Genomic DNA, 19516 nt, shown 5'->3' on the forward strand with positions numbered 1-19516 from the left:
CAGCCACCTTCGGGTGGCTGTGTGTTGAAACCGGGTGTCACTGGTATAGGTCATGTTATGGCAGTAAGCAGCCGCCTTCGCGCGGCTGTGTGTTGAAACAAGTTGTAATGGTTACAGGAGACAGAAAGGAAACTGCAGCCGCCTTCGCGCGGCAGTGTGTTGAAACATCGCTGATGTATTGGTTGAATCCAAGTTTTTCAAGCAGCCACTTTCGGGTGGCTGTGTGTTGAAACTCACCGCCACCGTTATCCGAATAATAGATAGCCGGGCAGCCACCTTCGAGCGACTGTGTGTTGAAACTATGTATATCTTTTCACAAAACAACGTTACTCGCGCGGCTGTGAGTGATGTTTTCGTGCAACAAGTTGCACGCTACGAGGGCATTTTCTAGGTCTTGCGTTGTCAGTTACGTTTAAACGTTTTAAAATCGCCTCATGTGAGTTCAGGGTTAGCGTTGAACTTGATCTTGAATGTTAAATTATCTGCCATGAGGTAACCTTTATGGATAAAGACATTGATGTCCGTTGGATTGGTTGGGTGGTTGTGTTACTACCGTATGAAATCGGCTTATTGTTTATGTTGTTCGGTGTTATCACCTTCGGACAAGTTCTGTTTTTCGGCACCTTGTTTTATGCCCTTGTATTTGCTCTAGTGGTGTTTTTTAAAGCTCCTCTTGCTACTATACTTGGTATGCTTATCGGCTCAAACCTCTAAAAAAATGACCGCACTTTTAAGGTGCGGTCAACTCGTCTATATAGCCTTGCACCTCTTTCCCCACCATTTACCCCAAACGACACATCAATGGTTCTGTCTGCGCGTTCGCGACGACGACGGAGCAGGGCAGACGACTTTTGGGCGCTGTTGTTATATTTTCGTGCAACAAGTTGCACGCTACGGGGACGGTGTATTAAGGCATAACTTGTATTCAATTTTATCTAGCGACAAAAATTTATCGTAAAAATCCACCGCACTTTCATGTGTCCTTTTTAAATTGTCTTTTTAAAAATAAAAGCAATCGTTTGCGCAAGTGCTGAAAATCCACTAAAATTTCGACCCTATTATTTCTCTTATCACTTTCCCTTTCTAAGGATCCTCTCATGGAACATGAACAACAAACTGCGGAAGCGGATTTGGTCTATCGTTTAGAAGACAAACCGCCTTTTTTTAATGCATTAATCAGTGCCATTACACATCTATTGGCAATTTTCGTCCCCATGGTCACCCCTGCGCTTATCGTCGGTGGTGCGCTTGGTTTACCCGTCCACATGACGGCTTATTTGGTCTCCATGGCAATGGTCGCGTCCGGTATTGGCACTTATATTCAAGTACATCGTTTCGGTTTTATCGGCTCCGGTATGCTTTCTATTCAATCGGTAAACTTCTCTTTCGTCAGCGTAATGATCGCCGTTGGGCTCAGCATGAAAGGAAATGGTATTGACGAAAACACCATGATTTCCACCTTGCTTGGCGTGTCGTTTGTCGGGGCGTTTCTTGTGTGCGCTGCCGCTTGGGTGCTGCCTTATTTAAAGCGTGTTATTACCCCAACCGTCAGTGGTGTGGTCGTGTTATTAATCGGCTTGAGTTTGATTGACATCGGTATCACCGATTTTGGCGGTGGGTTTGGCGCCAAAGGCACGGAGGCGTTTGGCTCGTTACAAAATATCGGTTTAGCTTCCTTAGTCTTGGTTGTTGTGCTCATTTTTAACTGTATGCGCAATCCGTTTTTACGCATGAGTGGCATTGCCGTAGGACTCATTGCAGGCTACATCGTAGCATTAACCTTAGGCATGGTTGATTTTTCACCGTTAAAAGACGTGGACTTTTTCACCATCCCGATGCCCTTTAAATATGGTTTTGCGTTTGATTGGTCAGCTTTTTGGGTTGCGGCCATCATCTATTTATTAAGCGTTTTTGAAGCCGTTGGTGATTTAACCGCAACGGCGATGGTTTCCGGTCAGCCTTATGAAGGCGAAGAATTCCGTCAACGTTTACGCGGCGGAGTCTTTGCTGATGGATTAGTGTCTGTGATTGCCACTGCGCTAGGTTCCCTACCGCTTACCACCTTTGCCCAAAATAACGGTGTCATTCAAATGACGGGCGTGGCTTCCCGCCATGTGGGTAAATTTATCGCGGCTATTTTGGTGTTATTTGGTTTATTCCCGATTGTCGGTCGCGCTTTCACCACCATTCCAAGCCCGGTACTTGGCGGCGCTATGGTATTGATGTTCGGATTAATTGCCATTGCCGGTGTACGGATTATCATGACTCATGGCATCAATCGGCGTGAAGCGGTTATTGCTGCAACAGCCGTCGGCGTGGGATTGGGCGTCGCTTTTGAGCCGGAAGTGTTCAAAATGTTGCCGGAAGTTTTCCGAAATGCCATTGCGGCAGGCGGAATTACGGCAGTGGTGTTAAATTTAATTCTGCCACGAGATGAGCAGGATAAAAGCATTTATTTGACGGAAAAATAAACGAATGCACGATAAAAGTGCGGTGATAAAAGCGTCTAAAAAAACGTTACGATTTATCACCGCACTTTTTCTATGATCTATTTCAAGTTTTCCACATAAGGTCGTTTACAAACTTGCTATTTTTTCGCTAAATTTTCCCTCGTAACTGATTTTAAACCTAAGGAGAGATTATGGATTTAATCATTGGCTTAGTGGCGATTATTCTGGTCGCTTACTATATCGTGAAAGGCTATTCCGCGACGGGCGTGCTCATGTTCGGCGGTTTAGTCTTGTTATTGATTTCGGTGTTAATGGGGTATTCCATTTTGCCGGAAAACGTCAAAAGTACCGGCTCAGCCTATTTCGATATTCTTGAATACGTGAAATATTTGCTTTCCAACCGCAGTGGTGGGTTAGGCTTAATGATCATGATCTTATGCGGTTTCTCCGCCTACATGACTCACTTAGGCGCCAACGACATGGTGGTAAAAATCGTTTCCATGCCGTTAAAAAATATTCGCTCCCCTTACGTGCTGATGGTATTGGCGTATTTTCTTGCTTGTTTGATGTCTTTTGCGGTTGCTTCTGCAACAGGCTTGGGTGTGTTATTAATGGCAACTTTATTCCCTGTCATGGTTAATATGGGCATTTCTCGTGGTGCAGCCGCCGCCATTTGTGCATCGCCGATTTCTATTATCTTATCGCCAACCTCCGGCGATGTGGTGTTGTCGGCAGAGATTTCCAAACAATCATTAAGCGAATTCGCCTTTTCCACCAGCTTGCCGGTGTCCATTGTGGCAATTTGTGGCATTGGTGCCGCCCATTTCTTCTGGCAACGTTATTTGGATCGCAAAGAGAAAGTGAATGCAAAACCGATCGATATGTCCGAAATCAGAACCGATGTACCGACCTTTTACGCTATTTTGCCATTGTTGCCGATCATCGGTGTAATCCTGTTTGACGGTAAATGGTTTAACTTACCTGAATTACACATCGTCACCGTCATTATTCTTTGCTTTGTGATCACCGCAGTCATCGACTTCATCCGTAATTTCAGTGCGAAAAAAACCTTCGACAATTTAGTGATTGCTTATCGTGGCATGGCAGATGCCTTTGCCAGCGTGGTGATGTTATTGGTTGCCGCCGGCGTGTTCGCACAAAGTTTAAGCACCATTGGCTTTATCACTAATCTGATTAATTCTGCCCAATCTTTCGGTGGTAGTGGAATGTTTATGATGTTAGTCTTGGCGGTGATTACGATTTTAGCCACCATGGCAACCGGTTCGGGCAATGCGGCATTCTATGCCTTCGCCGAATTAATTCCAAAACTCGCTACCCAAATGGGCGCAAATCCTGCCTATTTAACCGTGCCAATGTTACAAGCCTCCAACTTAGGTCGCGGCTTATCCCCGGTGTCCGGTGTCGTGGTTGCCGTATCCGGTATGGCAAGAATTTCCCCATTTGAAATTGTCAAACGAATGTCCGTACCAATGGCAGTTGGTTTCATTTGCGTGATTATCGCAACCGAATTTTTCATTCCGGGCGCGTAATTTTCTGACTTAAAGTGCGGTGAATTTTCACCGTATTTTGAGATTGAGAAAGGCGTTATTACTTATTTGAAGAAAAGAAACGGCGCACTGCATTAAACAGTGCGCTGTTTTTTAGTTCATCATACCGATTATGAGGCAATGCCTTTATGACGTAATAACGCATCTAATTGCGGCTCACGGCCACGGAAGTTTTTGAACAAGGTCATCGGTTCTTCAGAGCCGCCTTTGGTGAGAATTTCATCCAAGAAGGATTGACCGGTTTGTGGATTGAAAATTCCTTCCTCTTCAAAACGCGAGTAGGCATCTGCCGATAAGACTTCCGCCCATAAATAGCTGTAATAGCCTGCCGCATAGCCGCCGGCAAAAATATGGCTGAAGCTGTGCGGCATTCTTCCCCATTCTGCGCCAGGGATGACGGCAACTTGGCGTTTCACTTCATGCAACATATCCAGCACTTGATTTTGCTTGTTTGGATCAAATGTGTGGTGCAAGCGGAAATCAAACAGCGCAAACTCTAACTGACGCAAAACAAACATTGCCGCTTGGAAGTTTTTGGCTTTAAGTAATTGGCTGAGTTTTTCTTTTGGTAGAGGCTCTCTGGTTTGATAATGACCGGAAATGAACTGTAGCGCGTCTTCTTCCCAACACCAGTTTTCCATAAATTGGCTTGGCAATTCCACGGCATCCCAAGGCACACCATTAATACCGGCAACATCCGCCACATCAATTTGTGTCAACATATGATGCAATCCATGGCCGAATTCATGGAATAGCGTCGTGACTTCATCATGCGTGAATAAGGCCGGTTGATCGCCAAGCGGGCGGTTGAAGTTACAGGTTAAATACGCCACCGGTTTTTGTAGGCTGCCGTCAATCTTTTTACGACGACCGATACAATCATCCATCCAAGCGCCACCGCGTTTATGTTCACGAGCGTATAGGTCTAAATAAAAACTGCCGCGTACCTCGTCTTTTTCATCAAGCAAATCGAAGAAACGGACATCTTTATGCCAGGTTTCGACACCATGGCGCTCTACCGCGCGAATATTGAAAATGCGTTTAATCAATTCAAATAAACCGCTCAATACGCGATCTTCCGGGAAGTACGGACGTAATTCTTCATCGTTAATGGCATATAAATGTTGCTTTTGTTTTTCGCTGTAAAAAGACAGATCCCAAAGCTCAAGTGCGGTCAAATTATAGTGCGTTTTGCAGAAGTCTTTCAATTCTTGTAATTCACGTTCGCCTTGGGCTTTAGAACGTGTGGCGAGATTTTCTAAGAAATCCAACACTTGTTGCGGATTTTCCGCCATTTTGGTGGCAAGGGATAATTCGGTGTAGGTGTTGAAATCCAATAATTTGGCTAATTCCACTCGTAGGCTAAGGATCTCCTGCATAATCGCCGAGTTATCCCATTTACCGGCATTTGGCCCTTGATCGGAAGCGCGGGTCGCAAAGGCACGATACATTTCTTCGCGTAATTCACGGTTTTCGCAATAGGTCATGACCGGAATATAGCTTGGGTATTCCAAAGTGAAGCGATAGCCACTGACCCCTTTGCTTTCCGCGGATTGTTTGGCCGCTTCCAGTGCGGATTCCGGCAAGCCTTTGAGCTGGCTGACATCTTCAACGATCTTTTCCCAGCCCATGGTGGCGTCTAATACGTTATTGCTAAACTGTGAGTTTAGTTCGGATAAACGGGCAGCAATCTCGCCATAGCGTTTTTGTTTTTCTGCCGGTAAGGAAATGCCCGATAATTTGAAATCGCGTAAGCTGTTTTCAATGGCTTTCTTTTGCGCTTGAGTATAATCGGCAAATTCAGGGCTATTTTTTAATTGTAAATAGGCTTCATATAACCCCTGATGTTGACCGACCCACGTGCTGTATTCGGCTAATAATGGCAAGCAAGCTTGATAGGCTTCACGTAATTCCGGGCTATTTTTCACCGAGTTTAAATGCGAGATTGGCGACCATACTTTGCTTAAACGATCACCGGCTTCGGTTAACGGTAGAATGAAATTTTCCCAAGTAAAGTGCGGTTGATTTACAACGCGTTCTACCGTTTCGCGGTTTTCTTGAATAAGTTGTTTGATAGCGGATTCAATGTATTGCGGTTCAATTTTACTAAAAGCAGGTAAATCGGTTGGTGTAAGTAGTGGGTTTGACATAAAGACTTCCTTAAAAAGAAAAACGGATGGAAATAACGATTAAACGTTAAATAGATTGGGGAGAATTTTATGATTTCAAGGTTGAAAAATCCAGCCATTCAGGGATAATTGCGAATAATTTTTGTTTTGAGGTATCTATGAAGTATTTTTATATCACGTTAGGTTTTCTTTTTCTTATTCTTGGTTTGATCGGTATTGTGGTGCCGATTTTGCCTACCACGCCATTTTTATTGTTAACCGTTTTCTTTTTCGCAAAAGGCTCCGAACGTGTACATAATTGGTTTATCGGTACGAAGATTTATCAAAACCATTTAAAAGATTTCCACGAACAGCGGGCATTAACGAAAAAAGCGAAAATGACCATTCTGATGTTTTCCACCACGATGTTGATGATCGGGTTTTATTTTACACCGAGCATTGTTGGTAAAAGCATTATCGTTGCTGTCTTATTGATCAAATATTGGTTCTTCTTTTTCTGGATTAAAACGCTGGAAGAAGAATAGGGTATCCTTGTTTCATAAAGTAATTTCCATGCATATTATTGACTTTCCTCGTTCTGCTTTTCGTCTTCTTCAATTAAAAAGTGCGGTGCTTTTTTTCTGCGTTTTTGCCTTGAGTGCTTGTGATGAAAAGCAGAACGACGCTGTTGTTTCCTCTCTTTCAACGCAAACCGTACAGCCGCAGTCAATGTCGCTACCAACGCCGTCACAGAACAATCGGCATTTGTTGATTCGCGGAGGATATAAGGATTTTGTCTTCAATCCTGCGCAAGCCGAAGATGTCACACAAGTGGCACTTTTGCGTGATGTCTTGGAAGGTCTGGTGATTTATGATCCGCAGGGCAAGGTGATTCCGGCGGTAGCGGAAAGCTGGCAAACGAAAGATAACAAAACATGGACATTTCGTTTGCGACAAGAGGCCAAATGGTCGAACGGTGAACCGGTAACGGCGCAACAATTTGTGGCGAGTTGGCAAGCCTTAGCTACCTCGACGAGCCCGTTAAAATCGTATTTGGCATACATGAATTTAGCTAATGCCGACGCCGTGTTAAAGGGTGAATTACCTGCCGACCGACTTGGAATCGTGGCGGAAAATGACCGTACTTTACTTCTTAGCCTAGATAAAGTGACGCCTTATTTGCCACAAATGTTAGCGCATATCAGTTTATTACCTCAGTATTCATCAGAACAAAAAGAGATTATTACAAATGGCGCTTATTATGTGACAGGGCAAAAAAATAATGTGATTCACTTAGAAAAAAATCCGCATTATTGGGCGCAAGAGAAGGTGTCGTTTCAGCAGGTGGATTACCAAAAAATGACGACGCAACAAGCGCTTGGCGACTTGGATGTGGTGATTAATCCTACGCAAACTGAGCAAGCGCAATATTTTCCGCAACTTTGTACCTATTTCTACACCTTTAATATGAAACACCCGAAATTGGCACAAAGTTCGGTCAGAAAAGCGTTATCTATTATGGCCTCTTCTCGTCACGTGAATCTGAGTGGCAAAAATGTTATTTATTTAAGTGATAATTTCTTGCCGATATCGATGCAAACAATAGAAAGCCATTGGGAGCAAACGCCAATGGAGCAGTTGTTAATTCAAAGTGATATTAATGAGAAATCACCGTTAAAGGTCACGTTAAGTTATGATCAAACCGAATTTCAACATCAAATGGCGCAGTCGTTAATGCGTATGTGGGCACAATCGGATATGATTCGGGTTAGCGGGGAAGCACTGCCGAAACAACAATTATTAGAGAAGATGGCAAAAGGCGATTTTCAGATTGCTCGTGCCGGCTGGTGCGCCGATTATCACGATCCTTCTGCATTTTTAAGTTTGTTTTACAGCCACAGCCCGGACAATATAAGTGGTTACCACAATGAAGAGGTAGATCGCTTATTTGAGCAAAGTTTGCAACGGATTCCATCGTCAGAACGCACCGCACTTTACAGTCGAATCGAACAAATTCTACAACAAGAAAATGTGGTATTGCCCTTATATCAAACTACGATCCCCATTTATCTTCATCCTACCCTAAACGGCTATGATTTATCCAATCCTACTGAGGTCATTTACAGTAAAGATTTATTTCGTAGAAATTTCTAACTATAGCACGAAAGATTATGCGCATAATAAACTCCGTGCCGTCATATTGTGAAAATAGAAAAAATCGGTAAACTATGCCAAATTTGATTATGAATAAGGAGTTATGATGCATTCATCTATTACGAAAGCCGTTTTATTTTCTTCGGTATTTTTATTTACCGGATGTTCATCATTAGAGTCCGCATGGAATTCCATGATCGGTGAGGACTCACCAAAACCTTCTGTAACAGCTCCGCAGACGCAGAGTGAATCCTCTAAAGCGAAATTGCAAAAAGCGGAAATGGCTGAATCACAAAATGCCATAAAACAGGCAGAAAACTTACCGCGCTTTGAGTATATTTTACTGGATACGCAATATACGGCATTTTTGAATCCACAACCGGAACTCATTAAAGTCAATAAAGGCAGTGAAACGACGACGTTTGCCTATAAAAATGGTGCGCTCACGTTAGTTGAACATCAACAACAACGCTATCGTGCGGAGGATAAAAATATTCCGCCATCACTTGTTCAAGAAGGGGCGAAATTACAAAAAATATTGGGTTTAAATAGTGCAGATAAAAATGCTGAGAATATTAAAACCGGCAGCGATGCAAAATTAAATTATTTATGTATTACTAAACTGCAACAAGTGGCTCAAACGCAACGGGTATTCCGTAGTTCGGCAAATATGGCGAAAAGTGATTCTCGCTTAATTGCGGATGTGCGTTTAAACGGTAATCAATTTTATAAAATGGATTGTCAGTTAAGCGGTAATCGCGTTGCAAAATTAAGTTTAAGTAAAAAATAAAGGATAAATACACAATAGATTAATGCCCAATAATGCGGTTATTGGGTTTAATAAGTGAAGGACATCTAATATGAAAAGAGGGCTCATGATTGGTCTGTTATGCCTGAGTTTGACCGCCTGTTCATTCGGCGTGGGCGCCGGTGGCGGATCAAATGGCGTAGGCATTGGTGTGGGAACGGGTGTACGATTTTAATTCTTGAATCAATCACTTAAGCGAAAAGCATTGCTCATTGCAATGCTTTTAATGTTTAAAGGCCTATCAATACACCATTAATCGCTGTGGACGAATCACGTTATTTTCATCAATCACCGCCACACCAAGAAAGCGATTTTCATGGGAAAATAACCGTACTTGTCCTTGCAACCTGTTGGAGTTATCGAATTTGATACGTTGTCCAAATCCGATGCCTTGCGTTTGGCTTTCATTTAAGGTTAACGCCGGCAATTTTGCCACGGTAGTATCCATCGGCAATAATAAAGCATCTAATAAAGCCAAATCTTGCTGTTCTGCCAAGCTTTGTAAAGCGTGCCAATCTAGCATTTTTTCTGTCGGATAATCCGCCACTGCCGTTCGACGCAACATCGTTACATGGGCGCCACAGCCTAACGCCTCTCCTAAATCATCCACCAAAGTGCGAATGTAAGTGCCTTTGGAACAATGTACCTCAAGGGTTAAATAGGGCGCATTATATTCGATGAAGTTCAGTTCAAAGATTGTAATCGGGCGAGCTTCCCGCTCCACCGTAATACCTTGACGGGCATATTCATAAAGCTTTTTGCCATTGTGTTTCAACGCCGAAAACATCGTCGGCACTTGCAAAATATCCCCACGGAATTGCTCAAGTGCGGTCAAAATTTCAGACGTTTCGACGTTCACATCACGGGTTTCGACAATTTGCCCTTCTGCATCTGAAGTATCAGTACGTTCTCCCAGTTTTGCCGTGACTAAATAATGTTTATCGGCATCCAACAAGAACTGCGAAAACTTAGTGGCTTCGCCCAAACAAATAGGCAACATTCCGGTAGCCAGCGGATCTAACGCGCCGGTATGCCCTGCTTTGTTTGCCTGAAAAATGCGTTTCACTTTCTGCATGATGTCGTTGGAAGACATGCCTTGCGGCTTATCCAACAAAAACACGCCGTGAATATCACGTCCACGTTTACGCGGTTTGGACATTAGTCTTTGTCCTCAACGTGTTTTTTCTCATCTTCGCGCACAACATTTGTCACCAAGTTAGACATGCGCATACCTTCCACCAAAGATTGATCGTAAATAAAACGAATCTCCGGCACGATACGCAGACGCATGGCTTTGCCTAACAGCGTGCGAATATACGGTGCGGCTTTTTCCAAGCCTTTCATGCCCTGCGTAATCGCCTGTTCATCATGATCAAATAAGAAGGTGACGAACACTTTTGCATAAGCCAAATCACTGGACACTTCCACGTCGGACACCGTCACCATGCCAATACGCGGATCTTTCACTTCGCGTTGTAAAATCACCGCGATTTCTTTTTGGATTTCTTGTGCGACACGGTCGCTACGTTTGAATTCTCGAGCCATAATGATTACCCTTTGTGATATAAGGGGCTTATTCTACTGGAATTCATGTCAATTAGCACGAAAAAGCAATGTGATATGCGAATCTGATTTTTGCGTTATTAGACTAGAAAGCAACGAATCGAATTTAAAAACCACCGCACTTTTTCTTCTTTTCCCTTTCCTTCATTGAGTTTTTACCAAAATTCGCTATAATTTCGCCTGTACAAAAAAACAGTATTTGTGAGTAAAAATAATGGATTTCGCAGAATTATTAGATGGTTTAAACGATAAACAACGGGAAGCGGTGAGTGCGCCGTTGGGCAATTATTTGGTGTTGGCCGGCGCAGGGAGTGGTAAAACCCGCGTATTGACGCACCGAATCGCGTGGTTGATTGGCGTGGAAGGTGTTTCCGAAGGGAGTATTATGGCGGTGACCTTCACCAACAAAGCAGCGGCAGAAATGCGTCATCGTATTGAATCCGTCTTGTCCGACGGCAATCAGCGGTTATTTGGTATGTGGGTCGGCACCTTTCACAGCATTGCGCATCGACTTCTGCGTGCTCATCATCTTGATGCGGATTTGCCGCAAGATTTCCAGATTTTAGATTCGGAAGACCAATTGCGTTTACTCAAACGCCTCATGAAATTACATCATTTTGACGAAAAAAGTTTCCCGCCAAAACAAGCCGCTTGGTATATCAACAATAAAAAAGACGAAGGCTTGCGTCCGAATCAAATTGATGATCATCAGGATCGTCAAGAACGTGAATGGATTCGGATTTATCAGATTTATCAAGATGCTTGCGATCGTGCAGGTCTGGTGGATTTTGCCGAAATTTTATTGCGCTCGTACGAATTGTTTTTACATAAGCCACTGATTTTGCAACGTTACCAACAACGTTTTCAGCATATTTTGGTGGATGAGTTTCAAGACACCAACAAAATTCAATATGAATGGATTCGTTTATTAGCAGGCAAAACCGGCAAAGTGATGATTGTGGGCGATGACGACCAATCTATTTACGGCTGGCGCGGTGCAAAAATCGAAAATATTCAGTTATTTTTAAAAGAGTTTGCCAATGCACAAACCATTCGATTGGAGCAAAATTACCGTTCCACCATGAATATTTTGCAAGCGGCGAATGAGCTGATTTCCAATAACAACAATCGACTAGGAAAAAATTTGTGGTCGGAAGGCAATCAAGGCGAGCCGGTAGGGATTTATGCCGCTTTTAACGAATTGGATGAAGCGCTGTTTGTTGCCTCACAAATTAAAACTTGGATTGAAGACGGCGGCAAACTCAACGATTGTGCCATTTTATATCGCAGTAACAGTCAATCACGGGTAATTGAAGAGGCGTTAATTCGTTCACAAATTCCGTATCGTATTTATGGGGGCATGCGCTTCTTTGAACGTCAGGAAATTAAGGATGCTTTGGCGTATTTGCGCTTAATTGCTAATCGCCAAGACGATGCCGCCTTTGAACGGGTAATCAATACACCGCCACGGGGCATTGGCGATCGCACGTTAGACACCTTGCGTAATCTGACTCGCGAACATCAAATCACATTATGGCAAGCCACAAATTTGACATTGCAGGAAAATAAACTGGCAGGCCGAGCCGCGACCGCCTTGCTTCGCTTTATGGAATTAATCAATTCCCTGCAACGGGATACGGAAGAGATGCCGTTGTTTGCGCAAACGGATTTTGTCATTAAACATTCCGGTTTGTATGAAATGTATAAACAGGAAAAGGGCGAAAAAGGCGAAGTGCGCATTGAAAACTTGGAAGAGTTGGTTTCTGCTGCGCGCGAATTTATCAAGCCTGACGAAGCGGAAGACATGACAGAGCTTACGGCATTCTTGACGCATGCCTCATTAGAAGCGGGCGAAGAACAAGCGGCACCGCATCAAGCCTGTGTGGAAATGATGACCTTGCACTCAGCAAAAGGCTTGGAGTTTCCACGAGTGTTTATGATTGGCGTGGAAGAGGGGTTATTCCCAAGTTTCCGTTCCTTTGAAGAAGCCGGGCGTTTGGAAGAAGAACGTCGTTTGGCTTATGTGGGGATTACCCGTGCCAAACAAAAACTCACCATTTCTTACGCGGAAAGTCGCCGTTTATATGGCAAAGAAGAACGTCATTTGCCTTCTCGTTTTATCTCCGAATTGCCACAGCAATGTTTGCAGGAAATCCGTTTACGCGGCACAGTTACCCGCGCCTTGAATCAAGCCAAAGTAGGTAGCGTTTCACCGATTGCCAATGAAAGCGAATGGAAAATGGGGCAAAAAGTGAAACATGAAAAATTCGGTTTTGGCACGGTGATTAATGTGGAGGGGGCAGATAATAATTTGCGGTTACAAATCGCATTCCAGAATCAAGGGATTAAATGGCTGATTGCCCATTTGGCGAAGTTGGAGAGACTTTAAGCCTCTCCGTTTTCCGGTCGATACCCTTCATCATGTAATGTCGGGTTCTCCGCGCCTTGTTTTGCCAACTGGTCGCAGAGTTCATTTTCACGGTGCCCGGCGTGTCCTTTGACCCAGCGCCAATCAACCTTATGACGAGCGATAGCTTGGTCTAATGCTATCCATAAATCTTGGTTTTTTACCGGTTTGCCGCTACTGGCTTTCCAATTGTTTTTTTTCCAATTGAAAATCCATTGCGTGATACCGTTTTTCATGTACTGGCTGTCGCTGTATAAATGAATGTCGCAAGGTTCTTTGAGGCTATTTAACGCTTCAATAACAGCTAATAATTCCATGCGATTATTGGTGGTGAGGAAATAACCTTTTGAGAGGTTTTTTTCATGTTGTTTATAACGAAGTAGAACGCCAATGCCGCCAGCGCCTGGGTTTCCAAGGCAGGAACCGTCGGTAAAAATTTCGATTTGTTTACGCATATTGACTACTAATTTATTGCAAATGAGGCGATAATACCCGAAATTTTTGCGGATAAAAAGTCAAGATATGAGTATTCAACCCCATCCAAATCGTCAGATCGTACTGGATACAGAAACCACCGGTATGAATCAATTAGGCGCTCACTATGAAGGTCACTGCATTATTGAAATTGGTGCGGTGGAACTAATTAACCGTCGTTACACCGGCAATAATTTCCACATTTATATTAAACCTGATCGGCAGGTCGATCCCGATGCGATTAAAGTGCATGGCATTACTGACGAAATGTTGGCGGACAAACCGGATTTTAGCCAAGTCGCGAATGAATTTATTGAATACATCAAAGGTGCCGAGTTATTGATCCATAATGCGCCCTTCGACGTGGGCTTTATGGATTATGAATTTCGTAAGCTGAATTTGCCGATAAAAACCAACGATATTTGCACGGTTACCGACACTTTAGTGATGGCGCGCCAAATGTACCCCGGCAAAAAGAACAATTTGGATGCCTTATGTTCCCGCTTAGGCATTGATAACAGTAAGCGTACCTTGCACGGCGCATTACTGGATGCGGAAATTTTAGCGGATGTTTACCTTGCCATGACCGGTGGGCAAACCAGTTTATTTGATGAAAACGAAGCGGATGTCATTCCACAAGTGGTAACGGATCAGCAGGTAAAAAGTGCGGTGGCTTTTTCGCATCATTTACGCTTGCTTACACCGACAGAAGAAGAACTGGAAGCCCATTTGGAATATCTCAAATTAATTAACAAAAAAAGCAAAGAAAATTGCCTGTGGGATCGTCGCACAAAAGAGGAAACCCTGCAGTAAAAAGAATCGTTCACTGATTAGACAAACAAACGGAAAAAAACAAAAAAGAGTTGACGTTGCTATCCTTCAACATTATTATGCACCTCACCTGTGCGGAGTGGTAGTTCAGCTGGTTAGAATACCTGCCTGTCACGCAGGGGGTCGCGGGTTCGAGTCCCGTCCATTCCGCCAATTTTTATCTCAATTCTAATTCGGAGCGGTAGTTCAGCTGGTTAGAATACCTGCCTGTCACGCAGGGGGTCGCGGGTTCGAGTCCCGTCCGTTCCGCCACTTCTTAAATAGATCCCTAATTCAAAAATCATCTGTTCATTAATTTATGTTTTAAAATAACAAGCTATTTTTTGTTAAAATTTTACAAAATCAATGACCCAGTCGTACATTATCTCTCTCTAAAACTTTCATCTAAGGTACTTTGTAATGGACTTAATAAATAACTAATTACCTTTCTTTTACCTGTTTTTATTTCAGCGGATACGCTCATACCGGCTGTTAAATTAATTTTTTGATCTTCATATATTAAGTAATCTTTGTCCATTTCTACAATAGCTGAAAAAACGAGTCCGAGTTTGTCATTTTCAATAGCATCAAAGCTAATTGACTTTACAATGCCGGTAATGTATCCGTAACGAGTATAAGGAAATGCTTCTAATTTAATAACAACTTTCTGACCAGGTCGAACAAAACCAACATCCTTGTTGCTAATTAGAGCATTGACTTCTAATTTATCTTCCTGGGGAACTACTACCATTAATGGTTGTGCTGCAGTGACGACACCGCCTATGGTATGGATACTCAGTTGCTGCACTGTGCCGGTAACAGGTGATTTTATTTCTGTTGTTCCATAGCGCTGTGAAGTTTTTTCTAATTCGAATTTAAGGTTTTCCACTTGTTCATTCGCTTGACGTAAGGCTTCTTGTGTATCTCGTTTAAAAGTATAGCTAAGCAGATCATTTTCTTCTCGAGTTTGCTCAATAGAGGCTTCAATTTCTTTTAAATGACTTCGTTGCGAATTTAGTTCATTATTGGCTTCATTCAATTTCATTTCTTGTGTAAAGTATTCATGTTTAGAAATAGCTTTAAGCTTATAAAGAGACTGAAGGTCCTTAAAGCGCTCGGTTTCTACTTTAGAAAGATTTTCATACTTTGTAATTTGTGCTTGAATTGAATTCAACTGAGCTTGTTTTTGATTAAATTGGGCCTCCATCTGTCTTTTTTGTGAGCGATAAGTATTAAATTGTTCATTAATGAGTTGCTGTGCCTGTAGCACATCTTTATTATCTTGTGGAATTTCTTCTAGTAAAGTAAGCTCAGGTAATTTATCTTGCTCAATGGCCTTTAACAATGCTCTTGCTCTTGCTTGAGCCAGTAATGCTAGTTGTAAAGATTGTTGTGATTTCTCTTGATCTTCTTTAGCCCCCAATGCGGTTAATTCAAGCAATATCTGACCTTGTTCGACTTTTTGTCCCTCTTGAACAAAAATCTTTTTTACCATAGCAGTTTCAATAGGTTGAATTGTTTTGCTCTTTCCACTATAAGCTAATTTCCCACTAGCAACAGAAACAATATCTACTTTGCCTAAGATTGACCACAAAATCGTAATGAGAATCAATAGTATAATGATTCTACTCGTCCATTTAGGTAGGGGAGAAATAGGCTTTTCTATTAATTCTAAATGTGCCGGTAAAAATTCGTATTCATCCTTATTACGCACGACAGGTGTGAGTTCGGAACGTATTTTCCAAACTTTGTAAAAATATCGAATATATCGACTGAAAAATATTTTTATTCCATCACAATAAATTCCCATGTTTACCTCGTGCGCTGTAATTGATGAAGATAATAGTACAATCCCTCAGGATTACTGAGCAGTTCATCCGATGTACCAAATTCAGCGATTTTACCTTTATCCAACACGAGAATATTATCTGCTATTTGCACGGTTGAAAGGCGATGGGCAATAATAATTACTGTTCTATTTTTACAAATTGCCTTCATATTTTTCATAATAATATGTTCAGATTCATAATCAAGAGCGCTAGTTGCCTCATCAAAAATGAGAATACGAGGATTATTGACTAATGCTCTTGCTATTGCAATTCGTTGTCGCTGTCCCCCCGATAAACCAGTACCTTGCTCTCCGACGAGAGTATCATAGCCTTCACTTAGCTCCATAATAAAATCATGGGCACCGGCAAGTTTTGCTGCATACAATACTCTTTCCATAGGCATGCCAGGATCGGATAAGGCAATATTATCTCGTATACTGCGATTTAGTAAAATATTTTCTTGCAATACCACACCAATTTGTCTTCGTAACCAATTGGGATCAGCAAGTGAAATATCTTGTCCATCAATACGAATTTGGCCGGACGTTGGAATATATAAACGTTGAACTAATTTAGCTATTGTACTTTTCCCTGAACCAGAACGACCAACGATTCCGATAATATTTCCTGCAGGAATTGAAAAGGATATATTTGACAGAATATATTTCCCTTCAGGTTTATATTTAAAACTTATATTTTCAAAATCAATTTGACCTTTAATTTCTGGTAATGCTAGACGACTTTTGGGCGTTTCTGTGATTGTATTAAGAATATCGCCTAAACGTTCTACTGAAATCCCGACTTGTTGAAAATCTTGCCAAAGCTGAGCTAATCGGATAACTGGTGCTGTAACTTGTCCAGCAAGCATGTTAAAGGCAATAAGTTGCCCGATACTTAAATCACCACTAATGACTAAATTAGCACCTAACCAAAGATTAATAACCATCACTAATTTTTGGATTAATTGAACCCCTTGACTTCCTATCATTGCAGTTTTAGAAACACTAAATCCGGCACTGACATAACCGCTTAATTGTTTATCCCAATGTGCTATCATTTGTGGAGAAACTGCGGTAGATTTAATCATATTCATTGCTGTAATAGATTCTACTAAAAATGCTTGATTATCTGCATTACGTGCAAATTTATCATTTAATTTCTTACGTAAAATAGGCGTAATAATTAAAGACCAAGCAATATAACAAGGAATAGAGCAGAGTACGACGATTGTCAATGTACTACTATAAAACCACATTACTGTTAGGAAGATAAATGAAAAGCATAAGTCTAATAAAGAAGTTAATGCCTGACCTGTGAGAAAATTTCGTATTTGTTCTAATTCACGAACTCTAGCAACTGTTTCTCCTATACGTCGATTTTCAAAATAGGCCAATGGTAATTTTAATAGATGTCGAAACAGATTATCGCCTAATTCTACATCCATCCTACTTGTTGTATGGGAAAATATATAAGTTCGCAATCCACCTAATATAATCTCGAAAATAACAACGATAAAAAGTGCAATAGCAATAACATTTAATGTATTAAAGCCCTGATGAACCAATACTTTATCCATAACAACTTGGAAAAAGAGAGGTGTAATGAGCGCGAGTAATTGAAGAACTAATGAAACGATAATAACTTCAATAAAAATATGGCGATATTTAATAATAGCAGGAATAAACCATGTAAAATCAAATTTAGATAAATGACCTAAAACAGAAGCCCGAGAAGCAACAACAATAATCTGTCCAGAGTAACGCTGTTTGAATTCTTGCTGAGATAATGTTTTAGGTTGTTCTATTTCTAAATCATGAATAAGGTATTTATCTTGTTTTTTATCTATACCGGCAAGAATAAAATGTTTATTTTCCTTATCATCCCAAACTAACACAGGTAATGAAACAAATGGCAAGCGAGAAATCTCTTTATGAATTAACCGCACTTTTAGTCCAAGAGATTTAGCCGCACGTTGCCAATTAATTATGTCCAATCCTCTCCCTTGAGTATCAAATTGATGCTGAATATCCATAGGATTAACAGCGATACCATGAAACCGAGCTAGTAAAACTAATGCGTGTAAAGCAACCTCTTTTAATGTAGATGTGTCTTTCATATATGTAGATAATATTAAAGCTAGATAATATAAATTTTTGTATTATATCGTTAAGTAAGTATTTAGAGAATACTTTATTATGTGACTTTGATCACATTTTTAATGAAAATTTTAAAAATTGAATGATTTTTACTTTTTCTAGCTGACATTTCATCCTTATTGAAAGATATCTAGAAATAGTATTTAGTGTTATTAAAGAATAACAAGCAAAAAGTGTATCTTATACAATGGCAAGTTTTACTATTAAGAATCTCTTGCAAAAAATTATAAAAATAAATGTGATCTTTATCACAATTTAAATAAAATTATTTTGGTATTTTATTAGCCAAGCATTAACATTAAAAGTGAGGTTTTATTGTTGTTATATTATCACTATCTATTCAGTAGATTGAGGAAAACTTACGAAAGAGGCATTAATTGCAAAATTCCTGGGAAATATTGGTGCTCTAGATGGGGTTGTTGAGACAGGCATTGTAGAAAGTTGTAAAAAAACAATAGTGTTTCTGTTGGAATTTCTAATGGATCTTCACTTGTAAGTTTTATAGCTGGTTCTTTTAGTAAATCTACATTAGGAAGAATAGGTGGTCATATATTAACGACCCAGGAGTGGCGATTAATGTTCGTAGGAGCGGGAAATTAACTGTGATTGATCCCTTTGCTATTTTGAGAGGGGTGCCGGTTTGCTTGGTATAACGCCCGCAATGGCGGTTTTGCAGTAAGTGGACTGGCTGTTACACTATATGATGCAATGAAATATAAAGGAAGTGATGGCTGTGTTAATCCTCCCTATAGTTCATGAATATTACCAAGTGGAGCAAATTCAACTGGCCGATGGCAAAAGCTTAAACTTGTCGCAGCTGGATAAATTAATTGAAGCCATGGCAGGTTTTGAGAGAGAACACAGCGGAGACATTACTCGAATGCCGAGTAATGAAGTGCAGACGTATTTGGACAAGATTGCCGTGTCAAGTTATTGGGGATGATGAAATCGGGCGTGGAATAAAAGCCTAACAAAGCATGTAAAACATGATGTTGTTATTTTATCCATGCCATGATTTATGCAATAGGTTGCATGCTACATTGAGGCCGTAGCGTGCATCTTGATACACGAAAATATAACTCACCAAATTCATTAAACGCATAAAAACGCTCGCCAAAATCACCGCACTTTTCAGACTAAATTAGTGTATTAACGCCTTTTATTCGTGCAACAAGTTGCACGCTACGTT

The 19516-nt window shown here is 41.3% G+C and carries 16 protein-coding genes and 2 tRNA genes; 12 read left to right on the top strand and 6 right to left on the bottom strand.

All coding sequences use genetic code 11. The features are described 5' to 3' along the window. The first annotated feature begins 501 nt into the window (after positions 1 to 501). The 3 genes from HMPREF9065_RS07935 to dcuC all read left to right on the top strand — a co-directional run bounded on the left by HMPREF9065_RS07935 (position 502) and on the right by dcuC (position 4000). Positions 502 to 714 carry a hypothetical protein gene (locus HMPREF9065_RS07935; RefSeq protein ID WP_021615429.1) on the top strand — a complete coding sequence of 71 codons (213 nt, stop codon included), beginning with the start codon at positions 502 to 504 and terminating at the stop codon, positions 712 to 714. Between the two features lie 383 nt (positions 715 to 1097). Next, positions 1098 to 2471 (top strand): nucleobase:cation symporter-2 family protein, encoded by a 1374-nt coding sequence (locus HMPREF9065_RS07930; RefSeq protein WP_021615431.1) that lies wholly within the window; start codon positions 1098 to 1100, stop codon positions 2469 to 2471. Between the two features lie 170 nt (positions 2472 to 2641). Continuing rightward, complete coding sequence (gene dcuC, locus HMPREF9065_RS07925) at positions 2642 to 4000, top strand: anaerobic C4-dicarboxylate transporter DcuC (RefSeq protein ID WP_021615432.1); 1359 nt, start codon at positions 2642 to 2644, stop codon at positions 3998 to 4000. A 128-nt stretch (positions 4001 to 4128) separates the two neighbouring features. Here dcuC and prlC read toward each other — a convergent pair whose 3' ends face one another. Continuing rightward, positions 4129 to 6168 carry an oligopeptidase A gene (prlC, locus tag HMPREF9065_RS07920; RefSeq protein ID WP_021615433.1) on the bottom strand — a complete coding sequence of 680 codons (2040 nt, stop codon included), beginning with the start codon at positions 6166 to 6168 and terminating at the stop codon, positions 4129 to 4131. Between the two features lie 137 nt (positions 6169 to 6305). On the opposite strand from prlC, the gene HMPREF9065_RS07915 reads away from it, so the two are divergent. The 4 genes from HMPREF9065_RS07915 to HMPREF9065_RS10410 all read left to right on the top strand — a co-directional run bounded on the left by HMPREF9065_RS07915 (position 6306) and on the right by HMPREF9065_RS10410 (position 9263). Beyond that, positions 6306 to 6671: a YbaN family protein gene (locus tag HMPREF9065_RS07915; protein ID WP_021615434.1), complete on the top strand. Its 366-nt coding sequence runs from the start codon at positions 6306 to 6308 to the stop codon at positions 6669 to 6671. A gap of 28 nt (positions 6672 to 6699) precedes the next feature. Beyond that, a complete protein-coding gene (locus tag HMPREF9065_RS07910) occupies positions 6700 to 8280 on the top strand; it encodes a peptide ABC transporter substrate-binding protein (RefSeq protein WP_021615435.1) in 1581 nt (526 codons plus the stop codon). A 106-nt stretch (positions 8281 to 8386) separates the two neighbouring features. Beyond that, entirely contained in the window at positions 8387 to 9070 is a 684-nt protein-coding gene (locus HMPREF9065_RS07905; protein WP_033002402.1) for a hypothetical protein, read from the top strand. Between the two features lie 70 nt (positions 9071 to 9140). Then, a complete protein-coding gene (locus tag HMPREF9065_RS10410) occupies positions 9141 to 9263 on the top strand; it encodes a hypothetical protein (RefSeq protein ID WP_021615437.1) in 123 nt (40 codons plus the stop codon). 66 nt (positions 9264 to 9329) lie between these two features. Here HMPREF9065_RS10410 and truB read toward each other — a convergent pair whose 3' ends face one another. Together truB and rbfA are read right to left on the bottom strand one after the other, a co-directional pair. Beyond that, positions 9330 to 10247 carry a tRNA pseudouridine(55) synthase TruB gene (gene truB / locus HMPREF9065_RS07900; RefSeq protein WP_021615438.1) on the bottom strand — a complete coding sequence of 306 codons (918 nt, stop codon included), beginning with the start codon at positions 10245 to 10247 and terminating at the stop codon, positions 9330 to 9332. Then, the gene (gene rbfA, locus HMPREF9065_RS07895) at positions 10247 to 10633 is read right to left on the bottom strand and encodes a 30S ribosome-binding factor RbfA (RefSeq protein WP_021615439.1); all 387 of its coding nucleotides are present in this window, start codon (positions 10631 to 10633) and stop codon (positions 10247 to 10249) included. Before rbfA ends, truB begins: the two co-directional genes overlap by 1 nt. 232 nt (positions 10634 to 10865) lie before the next feature. Here rbfA and uvrD point away from each other — a divergent pair, with 232 nt between their 5' ends. Further along, entirely contained in the window at positions 10866 to 13040 is a 2175-nt protein-coding gene (gene uvrD / locus HMPREF9065_RS07890) for a DNA helicase II (protein ID WP_021615441.1), read from the top strand. Here uvrD and rnhA read toward each other — a convergent pair. Further along, the gene (rnhA, locus tag HMPREF9065_RS07885) at positions 13037 to 13513 is read right to left on the bottom strand and encodes a ribonuclease HI (RefSeq protein WP_021615442.1); all 477 of its coding nucleotides are present in this window, start codon (positions 13511 to 13513) and stop codon (positions 13037 to 13039) included. The two genes, uvrD and rnhA, sit on opposite strands and share 4 nt — an antisense overlap. Before the next feature lie 67 nt (positions 13514 to 13580). On the opposite strand from rnhA, the gene dnaQ reads away from it, so the two are divergent. The 3 genes from dnaQ (at position 13581) to HMPREF9065_RS07870 (ending at position 14615) form a co-directional block, all read left to right on the top strand. Next, positions 13581 to 14345, top strand: a complete 765-nt coding sequence (dnaQ, locus tag HMPREF9065_RS07880) for a DNA polymerase III subunit epsilon (RefSeq protein WP_021615443.1) — start codon at positions 13581 to 13583, stop codon at positions 14343 to 14345. 94 nt (positions 14346 to 14439) lie between these two features. Next, positions 14440 to 14516: transfer RNA gene (locus HMPREF9065_RS07875), tRNA-Asp, on the top strand. 22 nt (positions 14517 to 14538) lie between these two features. After that, positions 14539 to 14615, top strand: a tRNA-Asp gene (locus HMPREF9065_RS07870). A 109-nt stretch (positions 14616 to 14724) separates the two neighbouring features. On the opposite strand, the gene HMPREF9065_RS07865 is transcribed toward HMPREF9065_RS07870, so the two are convergent. Both HMPREF9065_RS07865 and HMPREF9065_RS07860 read right to left on the bottom strand, forming a co-directional pair. After that, entirely contained in the window at positions 14725 to 16152 is a 1428-nt protein-coding gene (locus HMPREF9065_RS07865) for an HlyD family type I secretion periplasmic adaptor subunit (protein WP_021615444.1), read from the bottom strand. Between the two features lie 2 nt (positions 16153 to 16154). Then, a complete protein-coding gene (locus HMPREF9065_RS07860) occupies positions 16155 to 18287 on the bottom strand; it encodes a type I secretion system permease/ATPase (protein ID WP_021615445.1) in 2133 nt (710 codons plus the stop codon). A 767-nt stretch (positions 18288 to 19054) separates the two neighbouring features. On the opposite strand from HMPREF9065_RS07860, the gene HMPREF9065_RS07855 reads away from it, so the two are divergent. Next, complete coding sequence (locus HMPREF9065_RS07855) at positions 19055 to 19270, top strand: hypothetical protein (RefSeq protein ID WP_021615446.1); 216 nt, start codon at positions 19055 to 19057, stop codon at positions 19268 to 19270. Positions 19271 to 19516 lie beyond the last annotated feature (246 nt).

This window comes from Aggregatibacter sp. oral taxon 458 str. W10330 (assembly GCF_000466335.1).
Taxonomy (GTDB): Bacteria; Pseudomonadota; Gammaproteobacteria; order Enterobacterales; family Pasteurellaceae; genus Aggregatibacter.

Bases quoted from the DNA above. Each gene is read 5' to 3' on its own strand.
- uvrD (WP_021615441.1), top strand. From the start codon at position 10,866: ATGGATTTCGCAGAATTATTAGATGGTTTAAACGATAAACAACGGGAA.
- HMPREF9065_RS07905 (WP_033002402.1), top strand. From the start codon at position 8,387: ATGCATTCATCTATTACGAAAGCCGTTTTATTTTCTTCGGTATTTTTA.
- prlC (WP_021615433.1), bottom strand. From the start codon at position 6,168: ATGTCAAACCCACTACTTACACCAACCGATTTACCTGCTTTTAGTAAA.
- HMPREF9065_RS10410 (WP_021615437.1), top strand. From the start codon at position 9,141: ATGAAAAGAGGGCTCATGATTGGTCTGTTATGCCTGAGTTTGACCGCC.
- HMPREF9065_RS07910 (WP_021615435.1), top strand. From the start codon at position 6,700: ATGCATATTATTGACTTTCCTCGTTCTGCTTTTCGTCTTCTTCAATTA.
- HMPREF9065_RS07915 (WP_021615434.1), top strand. From the start codon at position 6,306: ATGAAGTATTTTTATATCACGTTAGGTTTTCTTTTTCTTATTCTTGGT.
- HMPREF9065_RS07930 (WP_021615431.1), top strand. From the start codon at position 1,098: ATGGAACATGAACAACAAACTGCGGAAGCGGATTTGGTCTATCGTTTA.
- dnaQ (WP_021615443.1), top strand. From the start codon at position 13,581: ATGAGTATTCAACCCCATCCAAATCGTCAGATCGTACTGGATACAGAA.
- HMPREF9065_RS07855 (WP_021615446.1), top strand. From the start codon at position 19,055: ATGGCTGTGTTAATCCTCCCTATAGTTCATGAATATTACCAAGTGGAG.
- rbfA (WP_021615439.1), bottom strand. From the start codon at position 10,633: ATGGCTCGAGAATTCAAACGTAGCGACCGTGTCGCACAAGAAATCCAA.
- HMPREF9065_RS07865 (WP_021615444.1), bottom strand. From the start codon at position 16,152: ATGGGAATTTATTGTGATGGAATAAAAATATTTTTCAGTCGATATATT.
- HMPREF9065_RS07860 (WP_021615445.1), bottom strand. From the start codon at position 18,287: ATGAAAGACACATCTACATTAAAAGAGGTTGCTTTACACGCATTAGTT.
- truB (WP_021615438.1), bottom strand. From the start codon at position 10,247: ATGTCCAAACCGCGTAAACGTGGACGTGATATTCACGGCGTGTTTTTG.
- rnhA (WP_021615442.1), bottom strand. From the start codon at position 13,513: ATGCGTAAACAAATCGAAATTTTTACCGACGGTTCCTGCCTTGGAAAC.
- dcuC (WP_021615432.1), top strand. From the start codon at position 2,642: ATGGATTTAATCATTGGCTTAGTGGCGATTATTCTGGTCGCTTACTAT.
- HMPREF9065_RS07935 (WP_021615429.1), top strand. From the start codon at position 502: ATGGATAAAGACATTGATGTCCGTTGGATTGGTTGGGTGGTTGTGTTA.